The organism is Rhodoferax aquaticus, from assembly GCF_006974105.1.
Taxonomy (GTDB): domain Bacteria; phylum Pseudomonadota; class Gammaproteobacteria; order Burkholderiales; family Burkholderiaceae_C; genus Allorhodoferax; species Allorhodoferax aquaticus_A.
The window spans coordinates 1,372,005-1,394,331 of sequence record NZ_CP036282.1 but is presented as its reverse complement, the minus strand read 5'-3'; the positions used below and the strand labels follow the sequence as shown (position 1 = coordinate 1,394,331).

Here is a 22,327-nt window from a genome sequence, read left to right as displayed (position 1 = left end):
GGGTTAACTACACGCACCACCGTCAGGACACCCCATGGATATCGAACGCATCAACCTCATTGGCTCCCAACTCAACGACTTGAGCGCACGCACGCTCGAGTTACGGGGGTATCTTTGACTACGCTGCTAAGTCAGAGCGCCTGCGCACGGTTAACGCATCCCTAGAAGATCCCACCGTTTGGAACGACCCCAAACGCGCCCAAGAACTGGGCAAAGAGAAGAAAGCCCTCGACAGCGTGGTCGTCACCCTGGACGACCTCTCTCGTGAATTGGCGGACAACTCCGAGCTGTATGAGATGTCCAAGGAAGACGGCGACGAAGCTGGCTTGCTCACCATCGAAGGTGAAGGCGCCAAACTGGCCACCATCATCGAAGGGCTGGAATTCCGCCGCATGTTCAACAACCCGGCAGACCCGCTGAACTGCTTCTTGGACATCCAAGCCGGTGCTGGTGGTACCGAGGCATGCGACTGGGCCAGCATGCTGCTGCGCCAGTACCTCAAGTACGCAGAACGCAAGGGATTTAAAACCATTGTGGAAGACGAAACCGCTGGCGACACCGCAGGCATCAAAGGCGCCACCATCAAGATCGAAGGCGAATATGCCTTTGGCCTGCTGCGCACCGAGACCGGTGTGCACCGCTTGGTGCGCAAGAGCCCGTTTGACTCGTCGGGCGGTCGCCACACCTCATTTGCGTCCATCTTTGTGTACCCCGAGATTGACGACTCCATTGAGATCGAAATCAACCCCTCTGATGTGCGAACCGACACTTTCCGCGCCAGTGGTGCGGGTGGTCAGCACATCAACAAGACCGACTCCGCCGTGCGTTTGACCCACATCCCCACGGGCATTGTGGTGCAGTGCCAAGACGGTCGAAGCCAGCACAGCAACCGCGACGTGGCGTGGAAGCGCTTGCGCAGCCGCTTGTATGACTTTGAGTTGCGCAAGCAGCAAGAAGCCCAGCAAAAGCTGGAAGACACCAAGACCGACGTAGGCTGGGGCCACCAAATCCGCTCCTATGTGCTGGACAACAGCCGCATCAAAGACTTGCGCACGAACGTCGAAGTGTCAGCCACGCAAAAGGTGCTGGACGGCGATCTGGACATCTTCATCCAAGCGTCCCTCAAGCAAGGCGTGTAATGCGCTTGTCCGCTCTGATTTTCGACATGGATGGCACCATGATCGACTCCATGCCAACGCACCGGCGCACTTGGGCGGAGTTTGCGCGCAGCCAAGGGCTGGAAGTCGATATCGACGACCTGATGCGCCGCACCACCGGGCGCAACGGCGTGGAGTGCATGCGCGAGCTGTTTCAGGCGGACATTCCTGAAGCACATGCGCTGGCCTTCATTGAAGAAAAAGAAGCCCTGTACCGGTCCTTGTTTGGCCCGCAGTTTGCGGAGGTGGCGGGCTTTAGTGCCTTTGCCGAGCAAGCCCGCGCAATGGGCTTGGCGATCGGGGTGGGCACGGCGGGTGACCGCCACAACGTAGACTTTGCCTTCAGCCACTTGCGCATGGCCCACGCGCCCAGCGTCATCGTTCGGGGCGACGAAGGTTTGCCTGGTAAGCCCGAGCCTGCGATCTTTTTGGAAGCTGCTCGCCGTTTGGGTGTATCGCCTGCACAATGCGTGGTGTTTGAAGATGCGCCCTTGGGTATTGAGGCGGCGCGCCGCGCAGGCATGCAGGCCGTTGGCATTGGCACTAGCCATAGCGCCCGCGAACTGGCGGGGCCGCATGTGTTGGCCTATGCACCCGATTTCAGCGCATTGATTGAATCTAAATTTCTGGAGAAAACCTATGTTGCAACTGCGTGAGGGCCACGGCCCCGCTACCACCGTCTTGCGAGCGGACTACACCGCACCTGCATTCTGGATTGACACCGTAGACCTGAGTTTTGACCTAGACCCTGTCAAAAGCCGCGTGCTCAATAAGATGACCTTGTGCCGCAACCCGGATGTGCCGGTGCAAGCCCTGCGCTTGGTGGGCGAGGAACTGAACTTGGCGCGCGTCTTGGTCAACGGCCAAGGCGCCACCTTCAAGATGGACGGCAACCATTTGGTGCTGGAAAACCTGCCCGAAGGCAGCGACCCCATTGCGTTGGAAATTTTCACCACCTGCAACCCCAGCAAAAACACGGCGCTGTCGGGTCTGTATGTGAGCAACGATTCCTTCTTTACCCAATGTGAGGCCGAAGGCTTTAGACGCATCACTTACTTCTTGGACCGCCCGGACGTGATGGCCAGCTACACCGTCACCCTGCGCGCAGACAAAGCCAAATACCCCGTGTTGCTCTCCAACGGCAACTTGGTGGACAGCGGTGACCTAGAAGACGGCCGCCACTTCGCGAAGTGGGTAGACCCGCACAAAAAACCTTGCTACTTGTTTGCCTTGGTCGCGGGTCAATTGGTCGCACGCGAGCAGCGCATTACCAGCCGCGCGGGCACGGACCATTTGCTACAGGTCTATGTGCGCCCCGGCGACCTGGACAAGACCGAGCACGCCATGAACAGCCTGATGGCATCTGTGGCCTGGGACGAAGCGCGCTTTAACCTGCCGCTGGATCTGGAGCGCTTCATGATTGTGGCCACCAGCGACTTCAACATGGGTGCCATGGAGAACAAGGGCCTGAACATTTTCAACACCAAGTACGTGTTGGCGAACCAGGCCACTGCTACCGATGTGGACTACGCCAACATCGAGAGCGTGGTGGGGCATGAGTATTTCCACAACTGGACGGGCAACCGCATCACATGCCGCGACTGGTTCCAGCTGAGCCTGAAAGAAGGCCTGACCGTGTTCCGCGACCAAGAGTTCAGCCAAGACCTGTGCGCAGATGCCAGTGCCCGTGCGGTCAAACGCATTGAAGACGTGCGCGTGCTGCGCACCGCCCAGTTCCCCGAAGACGCAGGCCCCATGGCGCACCCGGTGCGGCCCGACAGCTACATTGAAATCAATAACTTCTATACCGTCACCATTTACGAAAAAGGTGCCGAGGTCGTGCGCATGATGCAGACCCTCACGAGTCGCAAGGGCTTTGAGCAAGGCATGAAGCTGTACTTCGAGCGCTTTGACGGCCAAGCCGTCACCTGCGACGACTTTGCGCAAAGCATTGCAGATGCCAACCTCGGCTCCGCACTGGCGCAACACCTGCCCCAGTTCAAGCGCTGGTACAGCCAAGCAGGCACCCCCCGCGTGGCGGCGCGCGGCGAATTTGACGCTGCAGCGCAAACTTACACGCTTCATTTCAGCCAAAGCTGCGCACCGACGCCCGGCCAAGCCGAGAAAGCCCCGTTTGTCATTCCCGTCAGCATCGGTTTGCTGGGCGCCGCCAGCGGCAATGCTCTGCCTCTAGCACTGCAAGACGGTAGCGTGGCGGGTGCTGACAGCCACCTGCTGGTGTTGACGCAAGCCACGCAGTCCATCACCTTTGTGAACGTGGCAGAGGCACCTGTGCCATCCATCTTGCGCGGCTTCTCGGCACCTGTGGTGCTGGACTACGACTACAGCGACGCTGAACTGCTCACCCTCTTGGCCAACGACCCAGACCCGTTCAACCGCTGGGAAGCGGGTCAACGCCTGGCTTTGCAAAGCGCTATACATTCAATAGCTGCTCACGCAGATTCCACGGGCGTAAATGGCCTAAATGATGCTTACATCGCCGCCATGCGCGAGGTGCTGCGCCACCCCACGCTGGACGCGGCATTCAAAGAGCTGGTGCTCACCCTGCCTTCAGAGACTTACATCGCTGAACAGCTCGACGTGGTAGACCCGCAGCGCATTCACAGCGTGCGCGAAGGCATGCGCTTGCAACTGGCCACCGCCTTGCAAGCGGATTGGGAATGGGCCTACGCCACCCACAAAGACAATGGCGCCTACCGTCCAGACCCACTGTCCTCAGGCCGCCGCGCCTTGGCGGGCATGGCACTGAGCTACCTGTGCCTGGCAGCCACTGCGTCCGGCGACCCCGTGTGGCCGGGCAAGGTGCTGCAGCGCTTCAAAGATGCGGGCAATATGACAGACCGCTTCAACGCCCTGCAAGCCTTGGTGGGCAGCGGCCATGCCTTGGCAGCGCCCGCACTGGCGAGCTTCCACGCCATGTTCAAGGACGAAGCCTTGGTGCTAGACAAGTGGTTTGCGCTGCAAGCTGGGACCAGCGATCGTGGGGGCCAAGTGTTGCCCGCGGTCCGCCAGTTACTCAGCCACCCTGACTTCAACATCCGCAACCCCAACCGCGCCCGCAGCGTGATCTTTAGCTACTGCAGTGGCAACCCTGGCGGCTTTCACCGTGCGGACGCCGCAGGCTATGTCTTCTGGAGCGAGCGCGTGATGGAGCTCGACGCCATCAACCCCCAAGTGGCAGCACGCTTGGCGCGCGCCATGGACCGATGGAAAAAGCTGGCCGAACCCTACCGCAGCGCCGCGCGTGAAGCCTTGGTGCGGGTCGCGGCCAAAGCGGACCTCAGCAATGACGTACGCGAGGTGGTAGACCGCGCATTGGCCGACTGATTTTTCATTTCAGGAGTTTGTGATGTCTTCAAAGATTTCCTTAACGCGCTACTTGGTAGAGCAGCAGCGGGTGGATGGCCACATCCCCGCGCAGCTACGCCTGTTGTTGGAAGTGGTGGCTCGCGCTTGCAAAAGCATCAGTCGCTCCGTCAACAAAGGTGCGCTCGGAGGTGTGCTGGGCAGCGCCGAGAGCGAAAACGTGCAAGGCGAGATGCAGAAAATGTTGGACATCATTGCCAACGAAGTGCTGATCGAAGCCAATGAGTGGGGCGGCCACTTGGCCGCCATGGCCAGCGAGGAAATGGAAGGCATCTACGTGGTGCCCAACCGCTACCCGCAAGGCGAGTACTTGCTGCTTTTCGACCCTTTGGACGGTTCCAGCAACATCGACGTGAACGTGAGCATCGGCACCATCTTTAGCGTGTTGAAAAAACCCGAAGGTGCGGGCGTGTCGGAGCAAGATTTCTTGCAAGCCGGCTGCAAGCAAGTGGCTGCAGGCTACTGCGTGTACGGCCCGCAAACCACCTTGGTGCTGACCGTGGGAGACGGAGTCGCCATGTTCACCCTAGACCGCGAACAAGGCTCGTTCATCCTGACGCAAGAAAACGTCAAGGTGCCGGAAGACACCAAAGAATTTGCCATCAACATGAGCAATATGCGCCACTGGGATGCGCCCATCAAACGCTATGTGGACGAATGCTTGGCAGGCGTGGAAGGCCCACGCGGCAAAGACTTCAACATGCGCTGGATTGCCAGCATGGTGGCCGACGTGCACCGCATTCTCACGCGCGGCGGCATCTTTATGTACCCCTGGGACAAGCGCGAGCCCGACAAGCCAGGCAAGCTGCGCCTGATGTACGAAGCCAACCCCATGGGCTGGCTCATCGAGCAAGCAGGCGGCGCGGCCACCAACGCGCGCACCCGCATTTTGGACATCCAACCCGAAAAACTGCACCAACGCGTAAGCGTTGTATTGGGCTCCAAAAACGAGGTCGAACGCGTCACCCGTTACCACAACGAAGCGTAAGGCGGCCCCAGCCAGCAGCACTTAGCTCGGTATAATTGAAGGCTTAGTGCCGCTTTAGCTCAGTTGGTAGAGCAGCTCCTTCGTAAGGAGAAGGTCAACAGTTCGATTCCGTTAAGCGGCACCAATTTTTGAAGCCCGATGATCGCAAGGTCAGCGGGCTTTTTCACGGCGATCACTTCAAAACTTCCGCCTCCAGCGCAGCGGCGCAAGTCTGCCAGTGTGGGTCAGCGCACCGACAATCCTGCTGCCCTCCGCGATGCTGACCGGGTTGCCGTCCAACACGGTGGCACCTTTCAGGGAGACCCAATGTGATGCCGAAATTCAGCCGCCAAGTTTTGTTAAGCACCTTCTTCGCTACGGCTCAAATGCTAGCCGGATGTGGCAAGCCGCCAGAGCCAAGAATAGCGCTTCCAGCAACAAACACCGCTGCAGGCAATGTGTCTGACGTGGATGTCACCGAGCACGTGAAAACGGCCTTGCATCAAAGCGCTGCTCTAAAGAGCTTTGAAATTGCCGTAGTAACGCTCAAGGGCGATGTGCGCTTGATAGGTGTACTAGACACCCAAACGCAGATCGATGAGGCGCTGCGCATTGCCCGGGCTGCGGACGGCGTGCATGCGATTCACGACGAATTGACGATCAAACCTTAAGCAGGCCGAGGACTGCGCAGTTAGCGCATGCGCCCTAGTTGTGAATCTCTACGCCATGCAAAGGCTCAAAAGGCATGGCGCACAAGTAGGAGCCTATCAAGTTGCTAGGCCGGTAAGGCATGGTCGCCCAGCTCCACAGGTACGCGCGGCGCATCAACACACGCAATCGAGTGCTCTCACTCACCAGCAGGTGAAATTGATTCTGGTGCAGTCCTGAGGTGCCCTATGCCTAAGCCCCATAATTACGCTCTAGCCTAGAACCTCTTCGTTACCCCAAAAGCCTACGCGCAATGCACAAGTTAACTTCCAAGCTCGCACTCTTGGCCACTGTTTTGGCGACTGTTTTGAACGCTCCAACGGCATTTTCCGGCCCTTTGGACGACGCGCGCGAAGCGTATATACGCGGTGATTTTGAAACAGCAGTAAAGGGCTATCGCTCAGCGGCAGACCAAGGGGACGCATTGGGTCAATTCAACTTGGGCCTCATGTTTGAAAATGGTCAAGGTGTTGGCAAAAATCTGGTGGAAGCCGTCAAGTGGTACCGGCTAGCCGCCGCGCAAAACAACGCAAACGCGCAGGTGAACCTTGGCGTGCTATTTGACAACGGCCGCGGTGTCGCACAAGATTTTGGAGAAGCCGTCAAATGGTACCGCCGTGCAGCGGTGCAGGGCTTGGCAGTGGCGCAGGCAAACCTGGGCGCGATGTACAGCCTGGGGCAAGGCGTAGAACAGGACCAAGCAGAAGCGGTGAAATGGTTTGAACGTGCAGCAGAGCAAGGCAACGCCTTTGCACAAAGTAGCTTGGCGCTTCTGTATGACAAAGGCTTGGTAACGAGTGGCGACCCCGACGATGTCGTCAAGTGGTACAAAAAAGCCGCCCTGCAGGGCGATGTCAATGCGCAAAACACCTTGGGCATGCTCTACAAGGAAGGGCAAAAAGCACCGCTTGATTTAACTGAGTCGGCCAGTTGGTTCCGTATGGCTGCAGCCAAGGGCAATGCCAATGCGCAGGCCAACTTGGGTGTGATGGCTGCCACTGGCAAAGGCGTACCGCAAGACTATGCTGAGGCAACTAAATGGTTGCGACAGGCAGCCAACCAAGGCAATGCGGTTGCGCAAGCGCATTTAGGCGTGTTGGTAGACGGTGGCTTAGGTGCACCCAAAGACCCCATAGAAGCGCTGCGCTGGTTTCGCCAAGCTGCGGCCCAAGGCAATGCTTTGGGGCAAGCAGGCCTGGGCTTTGCCTTAGACACGGGCCGTGGTGTCGCGCCTGATGCGCAAGAAGCCGTCAAATGGTACCGGTTAGCGGCAGCCCAAGGAGACAAAAGCGCGCAAGCCAACCTAGGAGTGATGCTGGACGCGGGTCGAGGGCTCATGCAGGACTATGCCGAGGCCGCCAAGTGGTACCGCTTGGCAGCCAGCCAAGGCAGCGCTCTGGCGCAAACCAACCTTGGCACTATGCATGAGGATGGTCGTGGCGTCGTAGCTAACCCCATGGAAGCCGTGAAGTGGTACCGCTTAGCGGCAGCACAAGGTTCTGCCCAAGCACAGGTCAACCTAGGCGGCATGTACGACGCTGGCAAAGGAGTTGTTCAAGACCCGCTAGAGGCCGCGAAATGGTACCGCCTGGCCGCTCAACAGGGTGATGCCGTTGCACAGTATGCAGTGGGCGTGACGCACGATGTCGGACGAGGTGCTATTCAGGACTACGCCGAGGCTGCCCTGTGGTACGAAAAAGCGGCTCTGCAAGGCCATCTGCGTGCCCAACTCAATTTGGCAGCCTTGTACCTTGAAGGGTTGGGTGTTACCCAAGATTACGGCCAAGCGCTTCGCTGGTTCCGTCAAGCGGCAGCACAAGGCAACGCCAGCGCCCTGACTAACTTGGGTGTGATGTATGACAACGGCCAAGGTGTCCCAAAGGACGTGGTTCGCGCGCACATGTGGTTTAACTTGGGGGCGCTCTCCAGCAATGCCAATGCGCTAAAAAACCGTGGCGTGGTCGCCAGCAAAATGAGTGAACTGCAACTTGCACAGGCCAGAACACTGGCCAAGGAATGCCAAGCTCGTAGCTTTAGAAACTGCGAATAGACCGCAGGGGATCTTGCAATGTTTGTTGCATCAAAGATCTTGGACGTTGTGACTCAGCCGCTTTGGTACGTGCTTGCTTTGATGCTTGCAGGTTTGTGGTTTATACGCTCACACCCCATGCGCGCACGCCGGCTATGGGTGGCCGCATCACTTGTGCTGCTGCTCATCGGCTGGAGTTATCCCCGTGATCGACTAGGCTACTACCTAGAAAGCCAGTACGAAGAAATGGACCCCAAGGCGGACCTGAGCGCGTATGTAGGCGTTGTGGTTTTGGGTGGTGCAACGGAGTCTGGAGAGCTACAACAAGCACATCTACAGCCCCTCTTAGCAGCGAGTGGTGAGCGACTCACGACTGCCGTGGCATTGATTCACCGCAACCCGCACCTGCGTGTGATTTATACGGGCGGCGAGGGAACGCTCATGGGCTCAGGCCCAAGCGAAGCAGAGCGGGCCCGCGTCTTCTATACCACCATGGGCTTGGCGGATGCTCGCATTGAGTATGAATCTAAGTCCCGCAACACACACGAAAACGCGGCATTTAGCGCCAATATGCCCAATGTAGACATTCGGCAACGGTGGTTACTGGTGACGTCTGCAACCCACATGCCACGCTCCATGGCCACTTTTAAAAAGGCCGGATGGAACGTTACAGCCTACCCTGTGGATTACCAGTCAAAGCCAGCCGCGGACTGGTTGGACTACTCCATCGCCAAGGGGCCACCGGCTTGGGACATCATTTTGCACGAGTACCTCGGTATCGCGGTGTATCGACTCACAGGGAGGATGTAAGGACTTTGCCCGTTCGCTCTAGATGGTTCGGCGGGCAAGGACTTTTTCAATGCGCCGCCCTTCCAACTCCGTCACTTCAAAACGCCAGTGGGCACAGATGACCACCTCGCCAACCATGGGCATGTGTCCAGAAACAGACATGAGCAACCCAGCCAAGGTGTTGTAACGCCCTCGGTCTTCTTGCGGTAGGTCTTCGTCAATATCTAAACGGGCCTTCAACTCACCGACCGGCATAAGACCATCCAGCACCCACGAGCCATCAACCAGCGCGGTCGCCCACGCTTGTGTTTGAGGGGAAGGATGTAACTCTCCGGTAATGGCCTCAAGCAAATCGTGCGGAGTAAGCAAGCCTTGCACCACGCCATACTCGTCCACCACAAACACCATGCGCGCCGCCTTGACCCGAAACTGCTCAATCAGCTCCATACCACTCAACGTTTCCGGGACGAACACCGCTGGTTCCACCTGAGACAGGATGCTGGAGTGCTCGTCCGTTCGGAGGGATAACAAACGCCCCACACTGATCTGACCAATCACATCGTCCAAGGACCCCCTGCAGACGGGGTACCAAGAGTGGCTGCCTTTGTCCCCCGCCGTGCTCACTTTCAGCAGGCACTGGGCCACCGAGAGGTTAGCGTCCAACCACTCAATATCAGAGCGTGGCAGCATCATGGAGGTCAGCGGTCTGTCATCCAAATGGAATACATTGCGCACCATCTGGTGTTCATGCTCTTCAATGATTCCGGCGTCAACGCCCTCCTCCAAACTGGCCGTAATCTCGGCCTCTGTCACGGCTCGGTTGTCGCTTGTGTCGATGCGCAGCAGTTTCAGTATGGCTACCGTAGCGACAGACAAAAGGCGCACAAAGGGTTTCGCTCCAATAGCAACCCAAGTCATGGGCCGCGACATCAGACGCGCTACGGCCTCAGGGTAAAGTTGACCAATACGCTTTGGCACTAACTCACCAAACAGGATGGTGACAAAGGTGATACAGGTCACCACAAACGCGGTCGCAGAAATCTCAGAAGCTTTTGCAGAGATTTGCAAGGTGGCTTGCAGCCACGCAGCCACTCCGTCACTAAATGCCGCTTCGCCCACAATGGCATTGAGCATACCAATGGAAGTAATTCCCACCTGGACCGTTGACAAAAACTGCGTGGGATTGTCTAGCAATGCCAATGCGGCTTTCGCCCCCTTGTCACCCACCTCCACCATGGTCTGCAAGCGCACCTTGCGGCTGGCGGTGAGCGCCAACTCCGACATGGCAAAGGCGCCATTGAGAAGAGTCAGCAAAATAATCAACAAAATGTCCATGTAGGCTCAGCGAGAATAAACACCATGGCACTTTACCTTATCGGCGATGTACAAGGCTGCAACACTGCCTTGCAAGGGCTCTTAGACACCGTGGCGTTTTCGCCAAGCCGTGACACGCTCTACCTCTTGGGTGACCTGGTCAACCGTGGCCCGGACTCGGCAGGCGTTTTGAGACGGCTCATGGGCTACGGCGTCAGTGCGCAGTGCCTGTTAGGCAACCACGACCTCCACCTGTTAGCGGTGTCCTATGGGGTGCGTCCGGCACACCGCAAGGACACCTTAGATGGCATATTGCATGCGCCAGACCGTGCGCCCATGCTGGAGTGGCTGCGTCAGCAACACTTGGCACTGGAATTGGCGTGGGGAAAAAAGACACTGCTCATGGTCCATGCCGGCGTACAACCTGCGTGGAGCGCTGCAAAAACAATAGCATTGGCGGCGGAAGTTGAAACCATTCTCCGCTCGCCCGAGGCTGGCGAATTTTTCCATGCCATGTACGGCAATCAACCCGATGTCTGGAGCGACGCCCTCACCGGCATGGACCGCTCGCGATTGATCGTCAACACATTGACCCGCATGCGTTTTTGCACAGCCAGCGGCCAAATGGACTTCAAAACCACAGATGGAGCCGACAGCGCCCCTGCAGGCTATATGCCTTGGTTTGATGCCCCGAACCGCCAAACTGCCCAAGACATCGTGGCCTTTGGGCACTGGTCTACTTTGGGCTTACTTGCACGCAAGGACGTTTATGCCCTAGACACCGGCTGCGTCTGGGGCGGCTGCCTCAGTGCACTCAAACTCGAAACCCCTGAAGCGGCTCCCAGTTTGGTACAACAGCGCTGCGAACAAGCCCAAAAGCCTGGCTAGGCCTCAAGCACCAAGGCAAAACACCAGTCCCATAGGGATTGGGTTAGCGCACTGATCAACTGGCTTTGAAGAGCGCAGCGACCTTGACTTTGTGCTTGATATTGGCTGACACACCCCGTGCGGCAGGACGGGCCGATGCTTCCCATGACGGCGAACTGGTTTGCTCGGTGGCCGCTGCTGGTTCGTAGGGCTTGTCAAAAAACGGGTCGCGTGGCGCTGATGGGCGGGCAAACTCACGACGCCCTACACGCTCTTGGCGCGCAAATTGGCCTTCTTGTGCCACATCACGCACAGAGCCACTGTGGTTGCGGCGACGTGAATCGTCTTGCGCACCCTCGGCATACATGCGGCGACCGTCGTTGATACGGCCTTGCTTGCGAATGTCTGGCGTGTCTTCGTCAAACTCAAACGCCTCAAGATCAATCTTGGTCTTGATCAACTTCTCGATATCGCCCGCCAAGCGCGCATCGTTGTTGCCGCCCACAAAGCTGACAGCCAAGCCCGACGCACCTGCGCGGCCCGTACGACCAATGCGGTGCACATAGTCTTCAGCGTTGAAAGGCAAGTCGAAATTAAACACGGCAGGCACGTCTTTGATGTCCAAGCCGCGCGCAGCCACGTCCGTACACACCAACAGGTCTACCTCGCCTTTTTTGAACGCGTCCAGCGCTTTCAGGCGTTCGTCCTGGCTCTTATCGCCATGCAAGGCCGCGGTGCGCAGGCCTTCGTGCTCCAAAGAGCGCGCCAGGCGTGCGCATCCGAGCTTGCTGTTTACAAAAACAAACGCCTGCTTGATGCTGTGCTTGCGCAATATTTGGTGCAGAGCGTGGCGCTTGTTGTCTTCGTTCACGCTGTAGAAATGCTGCTCCACAGTGGATGCCGTGGCATTGGAGCGCGCGACTTCAATGGTCACCGGGTTTTGCAAGTAGCTCCCCGCCAAGCGCTTGATCTCTGGAGAGAATGTGGCGGAAAACAGCAAGGTGGTGCGCTGTTTGGGCAAGTAAGACAGGATGCGCTGCAAGTCTGGCAAGAATCCGATGTCCAGCATGCGGTCCGCCTCGTCCAGCACCACGTATTCCACTTGGTTCAATACGGCGGATTTGGCTTCAATATGGTCCAGCAAACGGCCAGGTGTTGCCACCAGCACTTCCACCCCCGCCTTGAGCTCCAAGGTTTGGGGCTTCATGTCCATGCCGCCAAACACCACGGCACTGCGCAAGTTGGTGTACTTGGCGTACAGCTTGATTTGCTGGGCGACTTGGTCCGCCAATTCGCGGGTGGGTAACAACACTAAGGCGCGCACAGGATGGCGGGCTGGAGAAGTGGACGCGTTTTCGTGGCGCAACATGCGTTGCAGCAGAGGCAGAGAGAAAGCCGCTGTTTTGCCGGTGCCTGTCTGGGCGGCGCCCATCACATCGCGGCCTTGCAAAACCACCGGAATTGCCTGCGCCTGGATAGGCGTCATGGTCTCATAGCCCATTTCAGCCACAGCGCGGGCCAAGGGGGCAGACAGCTGCAGCTGGGCAAAGGCCATGGGCAGGGTGTCAGCGTTCAATTCAGGGGTAACAGCAGATGTCAAATCGGTCATTCATAGCAAGGAAAAAATGCTATCAATCCGATAGCTGATCGACCCCAAAGAACTGGGGCAAACCCGTATTATCCTCCACTCGGACCAAAAGGTCGATCTCACGCACCGTGACAAGGGCCACGGGCGTGCCTAGAATGCAACGATGCCGATGCCCAGCCCCACTTCGTTCAGCCCGATTTCCGACGGACTGAAGCTGTCAGAGCTCATCAGTGCCTTGAGCCACGCGCTGGATATCACTGAGGGACAACCGCAAGGCCACTGTGTGCGCTGCTGCTGGATTGGCATGCATATCGGCAAGGAGCTGGGCCTCTCAGAATTGCAGCTGTGGGAGCTCTACTACACGCTCTTGCTCAAGGACTTGGGCTGTAGTAGCAACGCTGCGCGCATTTGTGAGCTCTACCTCACGGACGACCTGAACTTCAAGCGCGACTTCAAGGCTGTTGGCGACAGCCTGCCCCAGGTGGTGCGCTTTGTGTTGCAGCACACGGGTTTGAAAGCCGGGCTGGCTGAGCGCTTTAAAAGCGTGCTGCATATCTTTCGAGATGGGCCCGAAATCTCGCGGGAATTGATTCAGACACGTTGCCAACGCGGCGCCGAGATCGCGCGCTTGCTGCGTTTTTCAGAAGGTGTGGCCGACGGCATTTACAACCTCGATGAGCATTGGAATGGCCAAGGCAAGCCCATTGGACTGCAGGCAGACGCCATACCGGTGTATTCGAGGATCGCACTACTGGCCCAAGTCATCGACGTTTTTCACACCGCCGACGGCGTCGGCGCGGCCCTCGATGAAGTGCGCAACCGCTCAGGGCAATGGTTTGATCCTAGCCACGTAGGGGTTGTGGAAATTTTGGCCGGGCGCTCTGCGTTTTGGCAAGCGCTGGCCTCCGACGACTTAGAAAAACAAGTCCACTCCCTAGAGCCTGGCCGCTACGAAGTCCCCTTGGATGACGACTACTTGGACGACATTGCCACGGCGTTTGGACAGGTGGTGGACTCCAAGAGCCCCTACACCAGTGGACACAGTGCGCGCGTGGCGCTCTATACCGACCTCATCGCAGAGGCCATGGGCTTGGACATGGAGCGTCGCCGCTGGCTTAAGCGCGGCGCCCTCTTGCACGATGTGGGCAAACTAGGGGTGAGCAACAGCGTGTTAGACAAGGCTGGGCAGCTCAACGCGCAAGAGTGGGCCGCCGTGCGTGAGCATGCAGCTTTGACAGAGGCCATTTTGTCGCGCATCCACGCGTTCAAGGAGCTGGCACGCATTGCAGGCGCCCACCATGAGCGGCTAGACGGTGGAGGTTACCCACGTGGACTCAAAGCCCCAGACATTGCAATGGAAACTCGCATCATCACGACTGCTGACATTTTTGACGCGATCACCGCCGAGCGGCCATACCGGGGTGCGATCCCCATACCGCAGGCATTGGAAATGATGGAAAAAACCGTGGGCACGGCCATAGACCCACGGTGCTTTGACGCCCTCAAGCGCGCGATGGCGCAATGGCCCGTTTAACGGTTAGCCGAACCGTCTAGGCTTTGGGCAAGGTCACGCCGTGCTGGCCTTGGTACTTGCCACCGCGGTCTTTGTAAGAGACTTCACACACCTCATCGCTCTCAAAGAACAGCACTTGCGCGCAGCCCTCACCCGCATAGATTTTGGCAGGTAGCGGCGTGGTGTTGGAAAACTCCAAGGTCACATACCCTTCCCACTCAGGCTCAAACGGGGTGACATTCACGATGATGCCGCAACGGGCATAGGTGCTTTTACCTAGGCAAATGGTCAGCACGTTGCGGGGAATGCGGAAGTACTCCACCGTGCGAGCCAAGGCAAAGCTGTTGGGGGGAATGATGCAGCTGTCGCCCTGGAAGTCGACAAAGCTCTTTTCATCAAAGTTTTTGGGGTCCACCACGGTGCTGTGGATGTTGGTAAACACCTTGAATTCGGGCGCACAGCGGATGTCGTAGCCATAGCTGCTGGTGCCATAGCTAATGATTTTGTGGCCCTCGCGCTCACGGATTTGGCCGGGCTCAAAGGGCTCGATCATGCCGGTGGTCTCAGCCATGCGGCGTATCCATTTGTCGCTCTTGATGCTCATGGGGTCAATCTCCTAAGTTAGTTCGATTGTAAGCAAGCAGCCTGCAGGCATAGCCGAGCCCAAGCGCTATAAAATAAATAGCTACCTACGCAAGCCCCATGGGCGGCAGAGGCCTAAATGGCCTGCGAAATGACCGTTTTTTCAATCAAACGGTCATCCCCCAGCACGATCATGGCAAACAAGAGTTCATCCAAGTTGGACGCAATGGCGGTCTTGCGCGCCAACAGCGGCGTGGCCTGAGGGTTGAGCACCACAAAGTCGGCTTCACAGCCGGGCAACAAGTTACCCACCGCAGCAGCCCCCGCTTGACCGCCTAAGCCCAAAGCACGGGCAGCGCCCGCCGTGTGCTGCCACCACAAGGCCTGGGGTGATAAGGACAGCCCTTGCTTGGTCTGCCCTTCACGGCCCACATAGTAGGCACCGAGCATGGTGTGAAAGGGGCTGAAGCTGGTGCCACCTCCCACATCGCTGGCCAAGCCGTACTGAAAGCCCACGCGGTCGGCACCGGCGTAGTCAAAAAAGCCGCTGCCCAAAAACAGATTGCTGGTCGGGCTCACTGCCGCTGCGGCGCCCGTATCGCGCATCAAGGCGCGGTCGTCATCGTCAAAGTGGATGCAGTGCGCGTAGACCGCACGCTCGCGCATCAGCCCAAAGTCGGCATAGGTCGCCAGGTAGCTGCGTGACTTGGGAAACAGTTGGCGCGCCCAGGCAATCTCATCTTTGTTTTCAGCCACATGGGACTGAATCCATACATCGGGATAGCGCGCCGCCAAGTCACCGGCACCTTGCATCTGCGCGTCGGTGCTGGTGGGGGCAAAGCGTGGTGTGATGGCATAGCCCAAGCGGTCTATGCCGTGCCATTTGTTAATCAGCGCCTCGGACTCCAGCACGCTGTGTTCGGCAGCGTCAAACTTGCCATCAGGGGATGCGCGGTTGAGCAAATCGGCTGGCGCGTGGCGGTCCATGAGGCACAGCCCGGTGATCATGCGCATCTTTTGTGTCTGCGCCTCGGCAAACAAGGCATCCACCGACTGGGCGTGCGAGGTCGCAAACGTAAGCGCCGTAGTCACCCCATTGCGCAGCAGTTCTGCTATAAAAAAAGAAGCGGCTTGCGCACTGTATTCGGGCGACTCAAACCTTTTTTCCTCTGGGAATGTGTAGTTTTCCAGCCAAGGCAACAGGCCACTGGCGGGCGAACCGATCACATTGGTTTGTGGAAAGTGCACATGCAAGTCCACAAACCCCGGTGCGATGATGCGCCCCGGGAAGTGCGTCACAGGCACATGGGCGTACACCGGCGCCAACGTGGCCCACGCGCCAATGGCTTGCACCACTTGGCGGCCCTGCGCATCCGGCCCCACGACCAAGAGGCCATCTTGCTCATACAGGGCTTGAGCTGCCACTCCGTCAAACGGAGCAAACCAGAGGAGAGAGGCGCGGTAAGAATTCATGGGCGCAAGCTTAAACGGGGAACAAAGCGGGCCTTATACAGCCCAGCGAATAGGCACTATCCCAGCGCCACCATGGGTGAGCATCTGCGCAATGGGTAGTACCTATCGGCAACCACAGTGCGCGGCTCAGGCAAAGGTTTCAAACACCTCGTCCAGCCGTTGCACATACTTTTGCCGCAGGCTGGCGTCGATGAAGCTGGCGTTAAAGCTATTGAGCGCGGTCTGGTAGGCATGCTGCGAGTTCAAACCCAGGGCGGCAAAGGTTTGCGTGAAGTTCTCGTTGAGGTAGCCCCCAAAGTACGCTGGGTCGTCTGAATTCACAGTAGCCACAATGCCTGCATCTAACAGCTTGCCTAAGTTGTGCTGGGCCAGCGTTGGGTACACGCGCAGCTTCAGGTTGGAGAGCGGGCACACCGTCAGTGGTATTTTGTCTTGCACTAGGCGCTGCATCAAGGCCGGGTCGGTGAAGGCTTGCACGCCGTGGTCAATGCGCTCAACCTTGAGCACATCGAGCGCGCTCCAGATGTAGGACGCGGGCCCCTCTTCCCCCGCATGGGCCACCAAACGGAAACCCAATTCGCGCGCACGGGCAAACACTTTGGCAAACTTCTCGGGGGGGTGGCCCAGCTCACTGGAAGCCAGACCAATGCCCACGATTTTGTCGCGCATGGGGAGTGCCTCTTCGAGGCAGGCAAACGCCTCTTCTTCGCTCAAGTGGCGCAAGAAGCACAAGATCAGCGAAGCCGTCATGCCGAATTTGGCGGGCGCGTCTGCGCACGCGCGGTGCAGACCATTGATCACCGTGGCAGCACTCAGCCCATGCCCCGTGTGGGTCTGGGTGTCAAAGAAAATCTCGGTGTGCAAGACGTTGTCTGCCTGGGCGCGTGCGAGGTAGGCGCAGGTCATGTCATAAAAGTCTTGCTCGGTTTTCAGCACCATGGTGCCAGCGTGGTAAATGTCCAAAAACTCTTGCAAGTTGTTGAAGACATAGGCGTCACGCAGCGCCTGCACATTAGGGTAGGCCAGCTGCACGCTATTACGTGCTGCCAAGGCAAACATCAGCTCAGGCTCAAGGGAGCCTTCAATGTGCATATGCAGTTCTGCCTTGGGCATACGGCGCAGCAGTTCAGGCAAACGATCTTGAGAAACAAGGGGGTAGTTCATAGAATTCTCCAAACAAAAAGGGCCGCTCTAGAGCGGCCCTCATTCAACTCACGAGGCTTTACTTAGCGCCTGGGATCTTGCCTTCCACGCCCTTGACGTAGAAGCTCAGACCGCCCAAGAACTTGTCGTCGGCCACGGCATCTTTAGCAATTTGCTCTTTGCCAGTGTTGTCCACGATAGGGCCCTTCCAGATCACGAAGCTGCCGTCTTTCAGGCCTGCCTTGACGGTGTCCACCTTGGCCTTGGTTTCAGCAGGCACGTCTTCGGCGATAGACACGATATCAATCGCGCCTTCTTTCACACCCCACCAGCTTTGTGAAGATGCGTTCTTACCTTCCAAAGCGTCTTTCGTGGTCTTGATGTAGTAAGGACCCCAGTTGATGACAGCAGACGCCAAGTGGGCTTTAGGACCGTAGGCGGTCATGTCAGAGTCCCAACCAAAGGCGCGCTTGCCTTTTTCTTGGGCTGTTTTCAACACGGCTGGAGAGTCCGTGTTTTGGAACAGCACGTCCGCGCCGCCGTTGATCAAAGAGGTAGCTGCTTCTGTTTCTTTTGGTGGGTTAAACCATTCGTTCACCCATACCACTTTGGTCTTGATCTTGGGGTTGCTGCTTTGTGCACCCAAGGTGAAGCTGTTGATGTTACGGATCACTTCAGGAATTGGCACGGAAGCCACCACGCCCAACACATTGGACTTGGTCATCTTGCCAGCAATCACACCCGCCATGTACGCGCCTTCGTAGGTGCGGCTGTCATAGGTGCTCAAGTTGTCCGCTGTTTTGTAGCCGGTTGCGTGTTGGAAGTTCACGCCCTTGTTGTCAGCGGCGACTTTCAACATGGGTTCCATGTAGCCAAAGGTGGTGCCGAAAATCAGCTTGTTGCCGTCACTGGCCAACTCACGGATCACGCGCTCAGCATCCGCAGACTCAGGCACGTTTTCCACGAACTTGGTGACCACTTTGTCACCGAACTCGGCTTCAATAGCTTTGCGGCCGTTGTCGTGTGCAAATGTCCAACCACCGTCACCGACTGGGCCGATGTAGGCAAACGCAATCTTCAAGGGTTCTGGCTTAGGCGCAGGTGCGGCCGCTGCCGGCGCTGGCGCGGGAGCAGGAGCCGGCTCTTCCTTCTTGCCGCAACCTACCAGCGCGGCACCGGCCACGGCGGTCAGTGCTGCAATTTTGAGCAATGAACGTTTCTGCAAATCTGTCATGTCATTTCCTTCGTTAATAAAAGAGCGCGTAAAAAGAAATCAAGAGCCTGGATAAAACGGTTTTCCAATTGCTGCTGGCATATTAATACGAATCCACCGTGGATTACGTGATATCAAGGCCAGCACCACTATGGTCGCAAGATAGGGCAGCATGCTCAAGAACTGGCTGGGCACTTCGACCCCCACTCCTTGCAGATGAAACTGCAGCATCGTCACACCACCAAAGAGGTAAGCACCTAGCAATACCCGTGCCGGGCGCCACGTTGCAAACGTAGTCAAGGCCAAGGCAATCCAGCCCTTGCCAGCCACCATACCCTCCACCCACAGAGGGGTGTAGATCACTGAGATATAGGCACCGGCCAAGCCACACAAGGCACCGCCCGTCACTACCGCAGCCAAGCGAATGCGGCGCACCGGGTAGCCCAAGGCATGGGCAGACTCAGGGCTCTCGCCCACGCTGCGCAAAATAAGACCTGCACGTGTGCGGTACAAAAACCAAATCAGGGCCGCGGCAAAAACCACCGTGAGGTACACCAGCGGATGTTGGCGAAAGAGCGCAGACCCCACAAACGGAATGTCTGAGAGATAAGGCACCGCGAACTGCTGGCGCTCAGGCATCTTGGCCTGCACATAGGCAATACCTGCAAACGCAGAGAAACCCGCCCCAAACAAACTCAGCGCCAAGCCCGTGGCGTACTGGTTGGTGTTGAGCCAGATGACCAGCCCGCCAAAAATAGCTGCCATGAAAGCACCCGCAGCCATGCCCGCGGCAAAGCCCATTACGTCGCTCCCCGTAGCCACCACGGTGGCAAATCCGGCAATCGCGGCACAGAGCATCATGCCCTCGGCGCCCAAGTTCACAATGCCCGCCTTTTCGTTGATCAAAAGCCCGAGGGAGGCAATCGCCAACACCGTCCCAGCGTTCAGAGTGGCTGCAATCAGCAGTGCGTAGGATTCCATTATTTCTTACCTCCAACGACGGCAAATTTCAGCCGGTAGTTCACCAGCGTGTCGCACGCTAGCAATGAGAACAACAACAAACCTTGGAACACCCCAGTAAGGGAACGCGGCAGGCCCAAGCGAGACTGCGCCAACTCACCACCGATGTAAAACATGCTCATCAGCACGGCGGAAAACACCATGCCTACAGGGTGCAAGCGCCCCACATAGGCCACGATAATGGCCGCAAAGCCGTAGCCTGCGGGCACGTAGGGCGTGAGCTGTCCAATAGGACCGGCCACTTCCAGCGCACCGGCCAAGCCCGCCATCCCCCCTGAGATCAACAGCGCCGTCCACAATGCTCGGCGTGACGAAAAGCCCGCATAGCGCGAGGCCGCAGGGGCCAAGCCGCCGACTTGCTGCGCGAACCCAGCGCGGGTGCGAAACAGGAATACCCAGATACCGGCGACACCGACCAAGGCAAATATCAATCCGATACTGACCCGTGAGCCCTCAAACAAGCGCGGGATACGGGTGACCAAATCAAAGTTTTTGGTCTGGGGAAAGTTGTACCCGTTCGGGTCTTTCCAGGGGCCAAAGACCATGAAACTCAGCACCTGAATGGCCACATACACCAGCATCAAGCTCACCAAAATTTCATTGGCGTTGAACTTGTCACGCAAAAACGCGGTGATACCCGCCCAAAACATGCCACCCAAAACACCGGCCAGCACGATGGGCACCACAATCCATTTGCCCGTGGACTGGTCTGCCATCAAGGCGACACCACTGGCGGCAATCGCCCCCAGCACATATTGCCCTTCCGCACCAATGTTCCACACATTCGAGCGAAAGCACACCGCCAAGCCCAGCGCGATGATGAGCAGCGGAATGGCCTTCACCATCAGCTCGCCCAGCGCATAGCCATTTTTAATGGGGTCCCAGAAAAACACTTGCAAGCCACGCACCGGGTCTTTGCCCAAGATGACAAACAAGACCACACCAATGATCACCGTGAACACCAGGGCCAGCAAAGGCGAGCCGTAGCTCCACGCCTTAGAGGGCTGAGGACGCGCCTCCAGTTTGAGTTGTCGCTTAGCCATGTTGTGCTCCTACCGCGGTAGGCTGTTGCCACAAGCCGCTCATCCATTCACCGATTTTTTCCACTGTTGCATCTGCCACAGCCACCGACGGCGACAGCCGCCCGCGCGCAATCACATGCATGCGGTCGCTCACCTCAAACAGCTCGTCCAGTTCTTCACTGACCACCAGCACGGCGCAGCCTGCGTCGCGCAGGGCCAAGATTTCACCGCGAATTTGCGCAGCAGCGCCCACATCCACGCCCCAGGTGGGTTGCGACACGATAAACAGCTTGGGCTTGGCGTCAATCTCGCGGCCCACAATGAACTTTTGCAAATTGCCGCCCGACAAAGAGCGCGCCACGGCGTGCGGCCCACCGGCCTTCACGTTGTAGCCTTGGATGATGCGCGCCGCATGCTCCTCCAACTGCTTCACGCGAATCCAGCCACCCGCAAAGCGCGGCATAGAAATAGACTCGGTGCGCGTCAGCAGCAGGTTGTCTGCCAAGCTCAGGGACGGCACTGCGCCGCGCCCCAAGCGCTCTTCAGGCACAAAGTGCAAGCCCAGCTTGCGCCGCCCACCGGGGTGCATGCCAGATACATCAATGCCTTCCATGCTCACGCTGCCTTTGGGCGCGCGGCAGTCTTCGCCAGACAGTGCGTAGAGCAACTCTTTTTGGCCGTTGCCCGAAACGCCAGCGATGCCCACCACTTCACCCGCGCGCACTTGCAAGTGGATGCCATCCAGGTCCACGCCAAACTGGTCTTCACGCGGCAAGCTCAAAGACTTGAGCGTCAAAACAGGCTTTCCGGCCGCTTGTGCGCGGTGTTCCAACTGTGGCGGCTCAGCGCCAATCATCATGCGTGAGAGCGATGCGTTGGACTCTTGTGAGGGGTTGCAAACCCCTGTCACCTTGCCGCCGCGCAGCACCGTGCAGGCATTGCAGAGCTCGCGAATTTCATGCAGCTTGTGGCTGATGTACAAAATGCTGCAGCCTTCAGAGGCCAGCTTTTTGAGCACCACAAACAGCTTCTCCACGGCCTGCGGTGTGAGCACCGAGGTGGGCTCATCCAAAATCAGCACCTTGGGGTTGGTCAAGAGTGCGCGAATGATTTCTACCCGCTGCATTTCCCCCACGCTCAAGGTGTGCACAGGGCGCGCGGGATCAATGTCCAAGCCGTATTCCGCTGCTTTGGCGGTGATGCTGGCCGTCACCTGCACCAAGCTCTCGCTCTTGTCCAAACCCAGCCACACGTTTTCAGCCACCGTCATGGTGTCAAACAGGTTGAAATGCTGAAACACCATGCTGATGCCCAAGGCCCGCGCTTCCTTGGGGTTGCGGATATTGACCGCTTTGCCATTGACCATGATCTGACCAGCATCTGGCTTGATGGAGCCATAGATGATCTTCATCAGGGTGGATTTGCCGGCGCCGTTTTCGCCGAGCACCGCATGGGTTTCCCCCGGCATCACTGTGAGCGAAACCTCGCTATTGGCAATCACCGCCGGGTAGGCTTTGGTGATGCCGGTTAATTGAAGTCTGGGGATGGTCATCTT

The 22,327-nt window shown here is 57.9% G+C and carries 19 protein-coding genes and 1 tRNA gene; 10 read left to right on the top strand and 10 right to left on the bottom strand.

Annotated features, from left to right (window positions below):
- Window positions 1-34 precede the first annotated feature (34 nt).
- The 6 genes from prfB (at window position 35) to EXZ61_RS22080 (ending at window position 6,182) form a co-directional block, all read left to right on the top strand.
- Window positions 35-1,139 (top strand): peptide chain release factor 2 gene (gene prfB / locus EXZ61_RS06530; protein WP_142810206.1). Its coding sequence is split into 2 segments (ribosomal slippage): window positions 35-115 and window positions 117-1,139, totalling 1,104 coding nucleotides; the frame shifts between segments, so codons are not numbered across the junction.
- On the top strand, window positions 1,139-1,813 hold the full coding sequence (locus EXZ61_RS06525; protein WP_142810204.1) for an HAD family hydrolase: 675 nt from the start codon (window positions 1,139-1,141) through the stop codon (window positions 1,811-1,813). The genes prfB and EXZ61_RS06525 overlap by 1 nt, the downstream gene beginning before the upstream one ends.
- A complete protein-coding gene (gene pepN, locus EXZ61_RS06520) occupies window positions 1,797-4,505 on the top strand; it encodes an aminopeptidase N (RefSeq protein ID WP_142810202.1) in 2,709 nt (902 codons plus the stop codon). The genes EXZ61_RS06525 and pepN overlap by 17 nt, the downstream gene beginning before the upstream one ends.
- Window positions 4,506-4,527: 22 nt before the next feature.
- Window positions 4,528-5,532, top strand: a complete 1,005-nt coding sequence (locus EXZ61_RS06515; RefSeq protein ID WP_142810200.1) for a class 1 fructose-bisphosphatase — start codon at window positions 4,528-4,530, stop codon at window positions 5,530-5,532.
- A gap of 48 nt (window positions 5,533-5,580) precedes the next feature.
- Window positions 5,581-5,656: transfer RNA gene (locus tag EXZ61_RS06510), tRNA-Thr, on the top strand.
- Window positions 5,657-5,843: 187 nt separating this feature from the next.
- Window positions 5,844-6,182, top strand: coding sequence for a BON domain-containing protein (locus EXZ61_RS22080; RefSeq protein WP_237219107.1), 339 nt, complete (start codon window positions 5,844-5,846; stop codon window positions 6,180-6,182).
- 34 nt (window positions 6,183-6,216) lie between these two features.
- Here the strand turns inward: EXZ61_RS22080 and EXZ61_RS21875 are convergent, their stop codons facing one another.
- A complete protein-coding gene (locus EXZ61_RS21875; RefSeq protein ID WP_168224714.1) occupies window positions 6,217-6,366 on the bottom strand; it encodes a hypothetical protein in 150 nt (49 codons plus the stop codon).
- 106 nt (window positions 6,367-6,472) lie between these two features.
- Here EXZ61_RS21875 and EXZ61_RS06500 point away from each other — a divergent pair, with 106 nt between their 5' ends.
- Both EXZ61_RS06500 and EXZ61_RS06495 read left to right on the top strand, forming a co-directional pair.
- Window positions 6,473-8,269: a tetratricopeptide repeat protein gene (locus tag EXZ61_RS06500; protein ID WP_142810198.1), complete on the top strand. Its 1,797-nt coding sequence runs from the start codon at window positions 6,473-6,475 to the stop codon at window positions 8,267-8,269.
- An 18-nt stretch (window positions 8,270-8,287) separates the two neighbouring features.
- Window positions 8,288-9,058, top strand: a complete 771-nt coding sequence (locus tag EXZ61_RS06495; RefSeq protein WP_142810196.1) for a YdcF family protein — start codon at window positions 8,288-8,290, stop codon at window positions 9,056-9,058.
- 18 nt (window positions 9,059-9,076) lie between these two features.
- On the opposite strand, the gene EXZ61_RS06490 is transcribed toward EXZ61_RS06495, so the two are convergent.
- Window positions 9,077-10,372, bottom strand: coding sequence for a hemolysin family protein (locus EXZ61_RS06490; protein ID WP_142810194.1), 1,296 nt, complete (start codon window positions 10,370-10,372; stop codon window positions 9,077-9,079).
- Window positions 10,373-10,396: 24 nt separating this feature from the next.
- Between EXZ61_RS06490 and EXZ61_RS06485 the strand changes: the two genes are divergently transcribed.
- Window positions 10,397-11,239, top strand: coding sequence for a symmetrical bis(5'-nucleosyl)-tetraphosphatase (locus EXZ61_RS06485; RefSeq protein ID WP_142810192.1), 843 nt, complete (start codon window positions 10,397-10,399; stop codon window positions 11,237-11,239).
- A 55-nt stretch (window positions 11,240-11,294) separates the two neighbouring features.
- On the opposite strand, the gene EXZ61_RS06480 is transcribed toward EXZ61_RS06485, so the two are convergent.
- Window positions 11,295-12,773: a DEAD/DEAH box helicase gene (locus tag EXZ61_RS06480; protein WP_425353621.1), complete on the bottom strand. Its 1,479-nt coding sequence runs from the start codon at window positions 12,771-12,773 to the stop codon at window positions 11,295-11,297.
- A gap of 202 nt (window positions 12,774-12,975) precedes the next feature.
- On the opposite strand from EXZ61_RS06480, the gene EXZ61_RS06475 reads away from it, so the two are divergent.
- On the top strand, window positions 12,976-14,340 hold the full coding sequence (locus tag EXZ61_RS06475; RefSeq protein ID WP_142810190.1) for an HD-GYP domain-containing protein: 1,365 nt from the start codon (window positions 12,976-12,978) through the stop codon (window positions 14,338-14,340).
- A 16-nt stretch (window positions 14,341-14,356) separates the two neighbouring features.
- Here EXZ61_RS06475 and dcd read toward each other — a convergent pair whose 3' ends face one another.
- The 7 genes from dcd to EXZ61_RS06440 all read right to left on the bottom strand — a co-directional run bounded on the left by dcd (window position 14,357) and on the right by EXZ61_RS06440 (window position 22,324).
- The gene (gene dcd, locus EXZ61_RS06470; protein WP_142810188.1) at window positions 14,357-14,923 is read right to left on the bottom strand and encodes a dCTP deaminase; all 567 of its coding nucleotides are present in this window, start codon (window positions 14,921-14,923) and stop codon (window positions 14,357-14,359) included.
- A 113-nt stretch (window positions 14,924-15,036) separates the two neighbouring features.
- A complete protein-coding gene (gene guaD / locus EXZ61_RS06465; protein ID WP_142810186.1) occupies window positions 15,037-16,374 on the bottom strand; it encodes a guanine deaminase in 1,338 nt (445 codons plus the stop codon).
- A gap of 126 nt (window positions 16,375-16,500) precedes the next feature.
- On the bottom strand, window positions 16,501-17,538 hold the full coding sequence (locus EXZ61_RS06460) for an adenosine deaminase (RefSeq protein WP_142810184.1): 1,038 nt from the start codon (window positions 17,536-17,538) through the stop codon (window positions 16,501-16,503).
- Window positions 17,539-17,596: 58 nt separating this feature from the next.
- Entirely contained in the window at window positions 17,597-18,751 is a 1,155-nt protein-coding gene (locus tag EXZ61_RS06455; protein WP_142810182.1) for a BMP family ABC transporter substrate-binding protein, read from the bottom strand.
- Between the two features lie 39 nt (window positions 18,752-18,790).
- Window positions 18,791-19,711 carry an ABC transporter permease gene (locus tag EXZ61_RS06450; protein WP_142810180.1) on the bottom strand — a complete coding sequence of 307 codons (921 nt, stop codon included), beginning with the start codon at window positions 19,709-19,711 and terminating at the stop codon, window positions 18,791-18,793.
- Window positions 19,711-20,793: an ABC transporter permease gene (locus tag EXZ61_RS06445; RefSeq protein WP_142810178.1), complete on the bottom strand. Its 1,083-nt coding sequence runs from the start codon at window positions 20,791-20,793 to the stop codon at window positions 19,711-19,713. The genes EXZ61_RS06450 and EXZ61_RS06445 overlap by 1 nt, the downstream gene beginning before the upstream one ends.
- Window positions 20,786-22,324, bottom strand: a complete 1,539-nt coding sequence (locus tag EXZ61_RS06440; RefSeq protein ID WP_142810176.1) for an ABC transporter ATP-binding protein — start codon at window positions 22,322-22,324, stop codon at window positions 20,786-20,788. The genes EXZ61_RS06445 and EXZ61_RS06440 overlap by 8 nt, the downstream gene beginning before the upstream one ends.
- Window positions 22,325-22,327: the final 3 nt, after the last annotated feature.

What these genes read in the sequence shown, in the direction of transcription:
- EXZ61_RS06525 (WP_142810204.1), top strand. Translation starts at nt 1,139, where the DNA reads ATGCGCTTGTCCGCTCTGATTTTCGACATGGATGGCACCATGATCGAC.
- pepN (WP_142810202.1), top strand. Translation starts at nt 1,797, where the DNA reads ATGTTGCAACTGCGTGAGGGCCACGGCCCCGCTACCACCGTCTTGCGA.
- EXZ61_RS06515 (WP_142810200.1), top strand. Translation starts at nt 4,528, where the DNA reads ATGTCTTCAAAGATTTCCTTAACGCGCTACTTGGTAGAGCAGCAGCGG.
- EXZ61_RS22080 (WP_237219107.1), top strand. Translation starts at nt 5,844, where the DNA reads ATGCCGAAATTCAGCCGCCAAGTTTTGTTAAGCACCTTCTTCGCTACG.
- EXZ61_RS06500 (WP_142810198.1), top strand. Translation starts at nt 6,473, where the DNA reads ATGCACAAGTTAACTTCCAAGCTCGCACTCTTGGCCACTGTTTTGGCG.
- EXZ61_RS06495 (WP_142810196.1), top strand. Translation starts at nt 8,288, where the DNA reads ATGTTTGTTGCATCAAAGATCTTGGACGTTGTGACTCAGCCGCTTTGG.
- EXZ61_RS06490 (WP_142810194.1), bottom strand. Translation starts at nt 10,372, where the DNA reads ATGGACATTTTGTTGATTATTTTGCTGACTCTTCTCAATGGCGCCTTT.
- EXZ61_RS06485 (WP_142810192.1), top strand. Translation starts at nt 10,397, where the DNA reads ATGGCACTTTACCTTATCGGCGATGTACAAGGCTGCAACACTGCCTTG.
- EXZ61_RS06480 (WP_425353621.1), bottom strand. Translation starts at nt 12,773, where the DNA reads ATGGCCTTTGCCCAGCTGCAGCTGTCTGCCCCCTTGGCCCGCGCTGTG.
- EXZ61_RS06475 (WP_142810190.1), top strand. Translation starts at nt 12,976, where the DNA reads ATGCCCAGCCCCACTTCGTTCAGCCCGATTTCCGACGGACTGAAGCTG.
- dcd (WP_142810188.1), bottom strand. Translation starts at nt 14,923, where the DNA reads ATGAGCATCAAGAGCGACAAATGGATACGCCGCATGGCTGAGACCACC.
- guaD (WP_142810186.1), bottom strand. Translation starts at nt 16,374, where the DNA reads ATGAATTCTTACCGCGCCTCTCTCCTCTGGTTTGCTCCGTTTGACGGA.
- EXZ61_RS06460 (WP_142810184.1), bottom strand. Translation starts at nt 17,538, where the DNA reads ATGAACTACCCCCTTGTTTCTCAAGATCGTTTGCCTGAACTGCTGCGC.
- EXZ61_RS06455 (WP_142810182.1), bottom strand. Translation starts at nt 18,751, where the DNA reads ATGACAGATTTGCAGAAACGTTCATTGCTCAAAATTGCAGCACTGACC.
- EXZ61_RS06450 (WP_142810180.1), bottom strand. Translation starts at nt 19,711, where the DNA reads ATGGAATCCTACGCACTGCTGATTGCAGCCACTCTGAACGCTGGGACG.
- EXZ61_RS06445 (WP_142810178.1), bottom strand. Translation starts at nt 20,793, where the DNA reads ATGGCTAAGCGACAACTCAAACTGGAGGCGCGTCCTCAGCCCTCTAAG.
- EXZ61_RS06440 (WP_142810176.1), bottom strand. Translation starts at nt 22,324, where the DNA reads ATGACCATCCCCAGACTTCAATTAACCGGCATCACCAAAGCCTACCCG.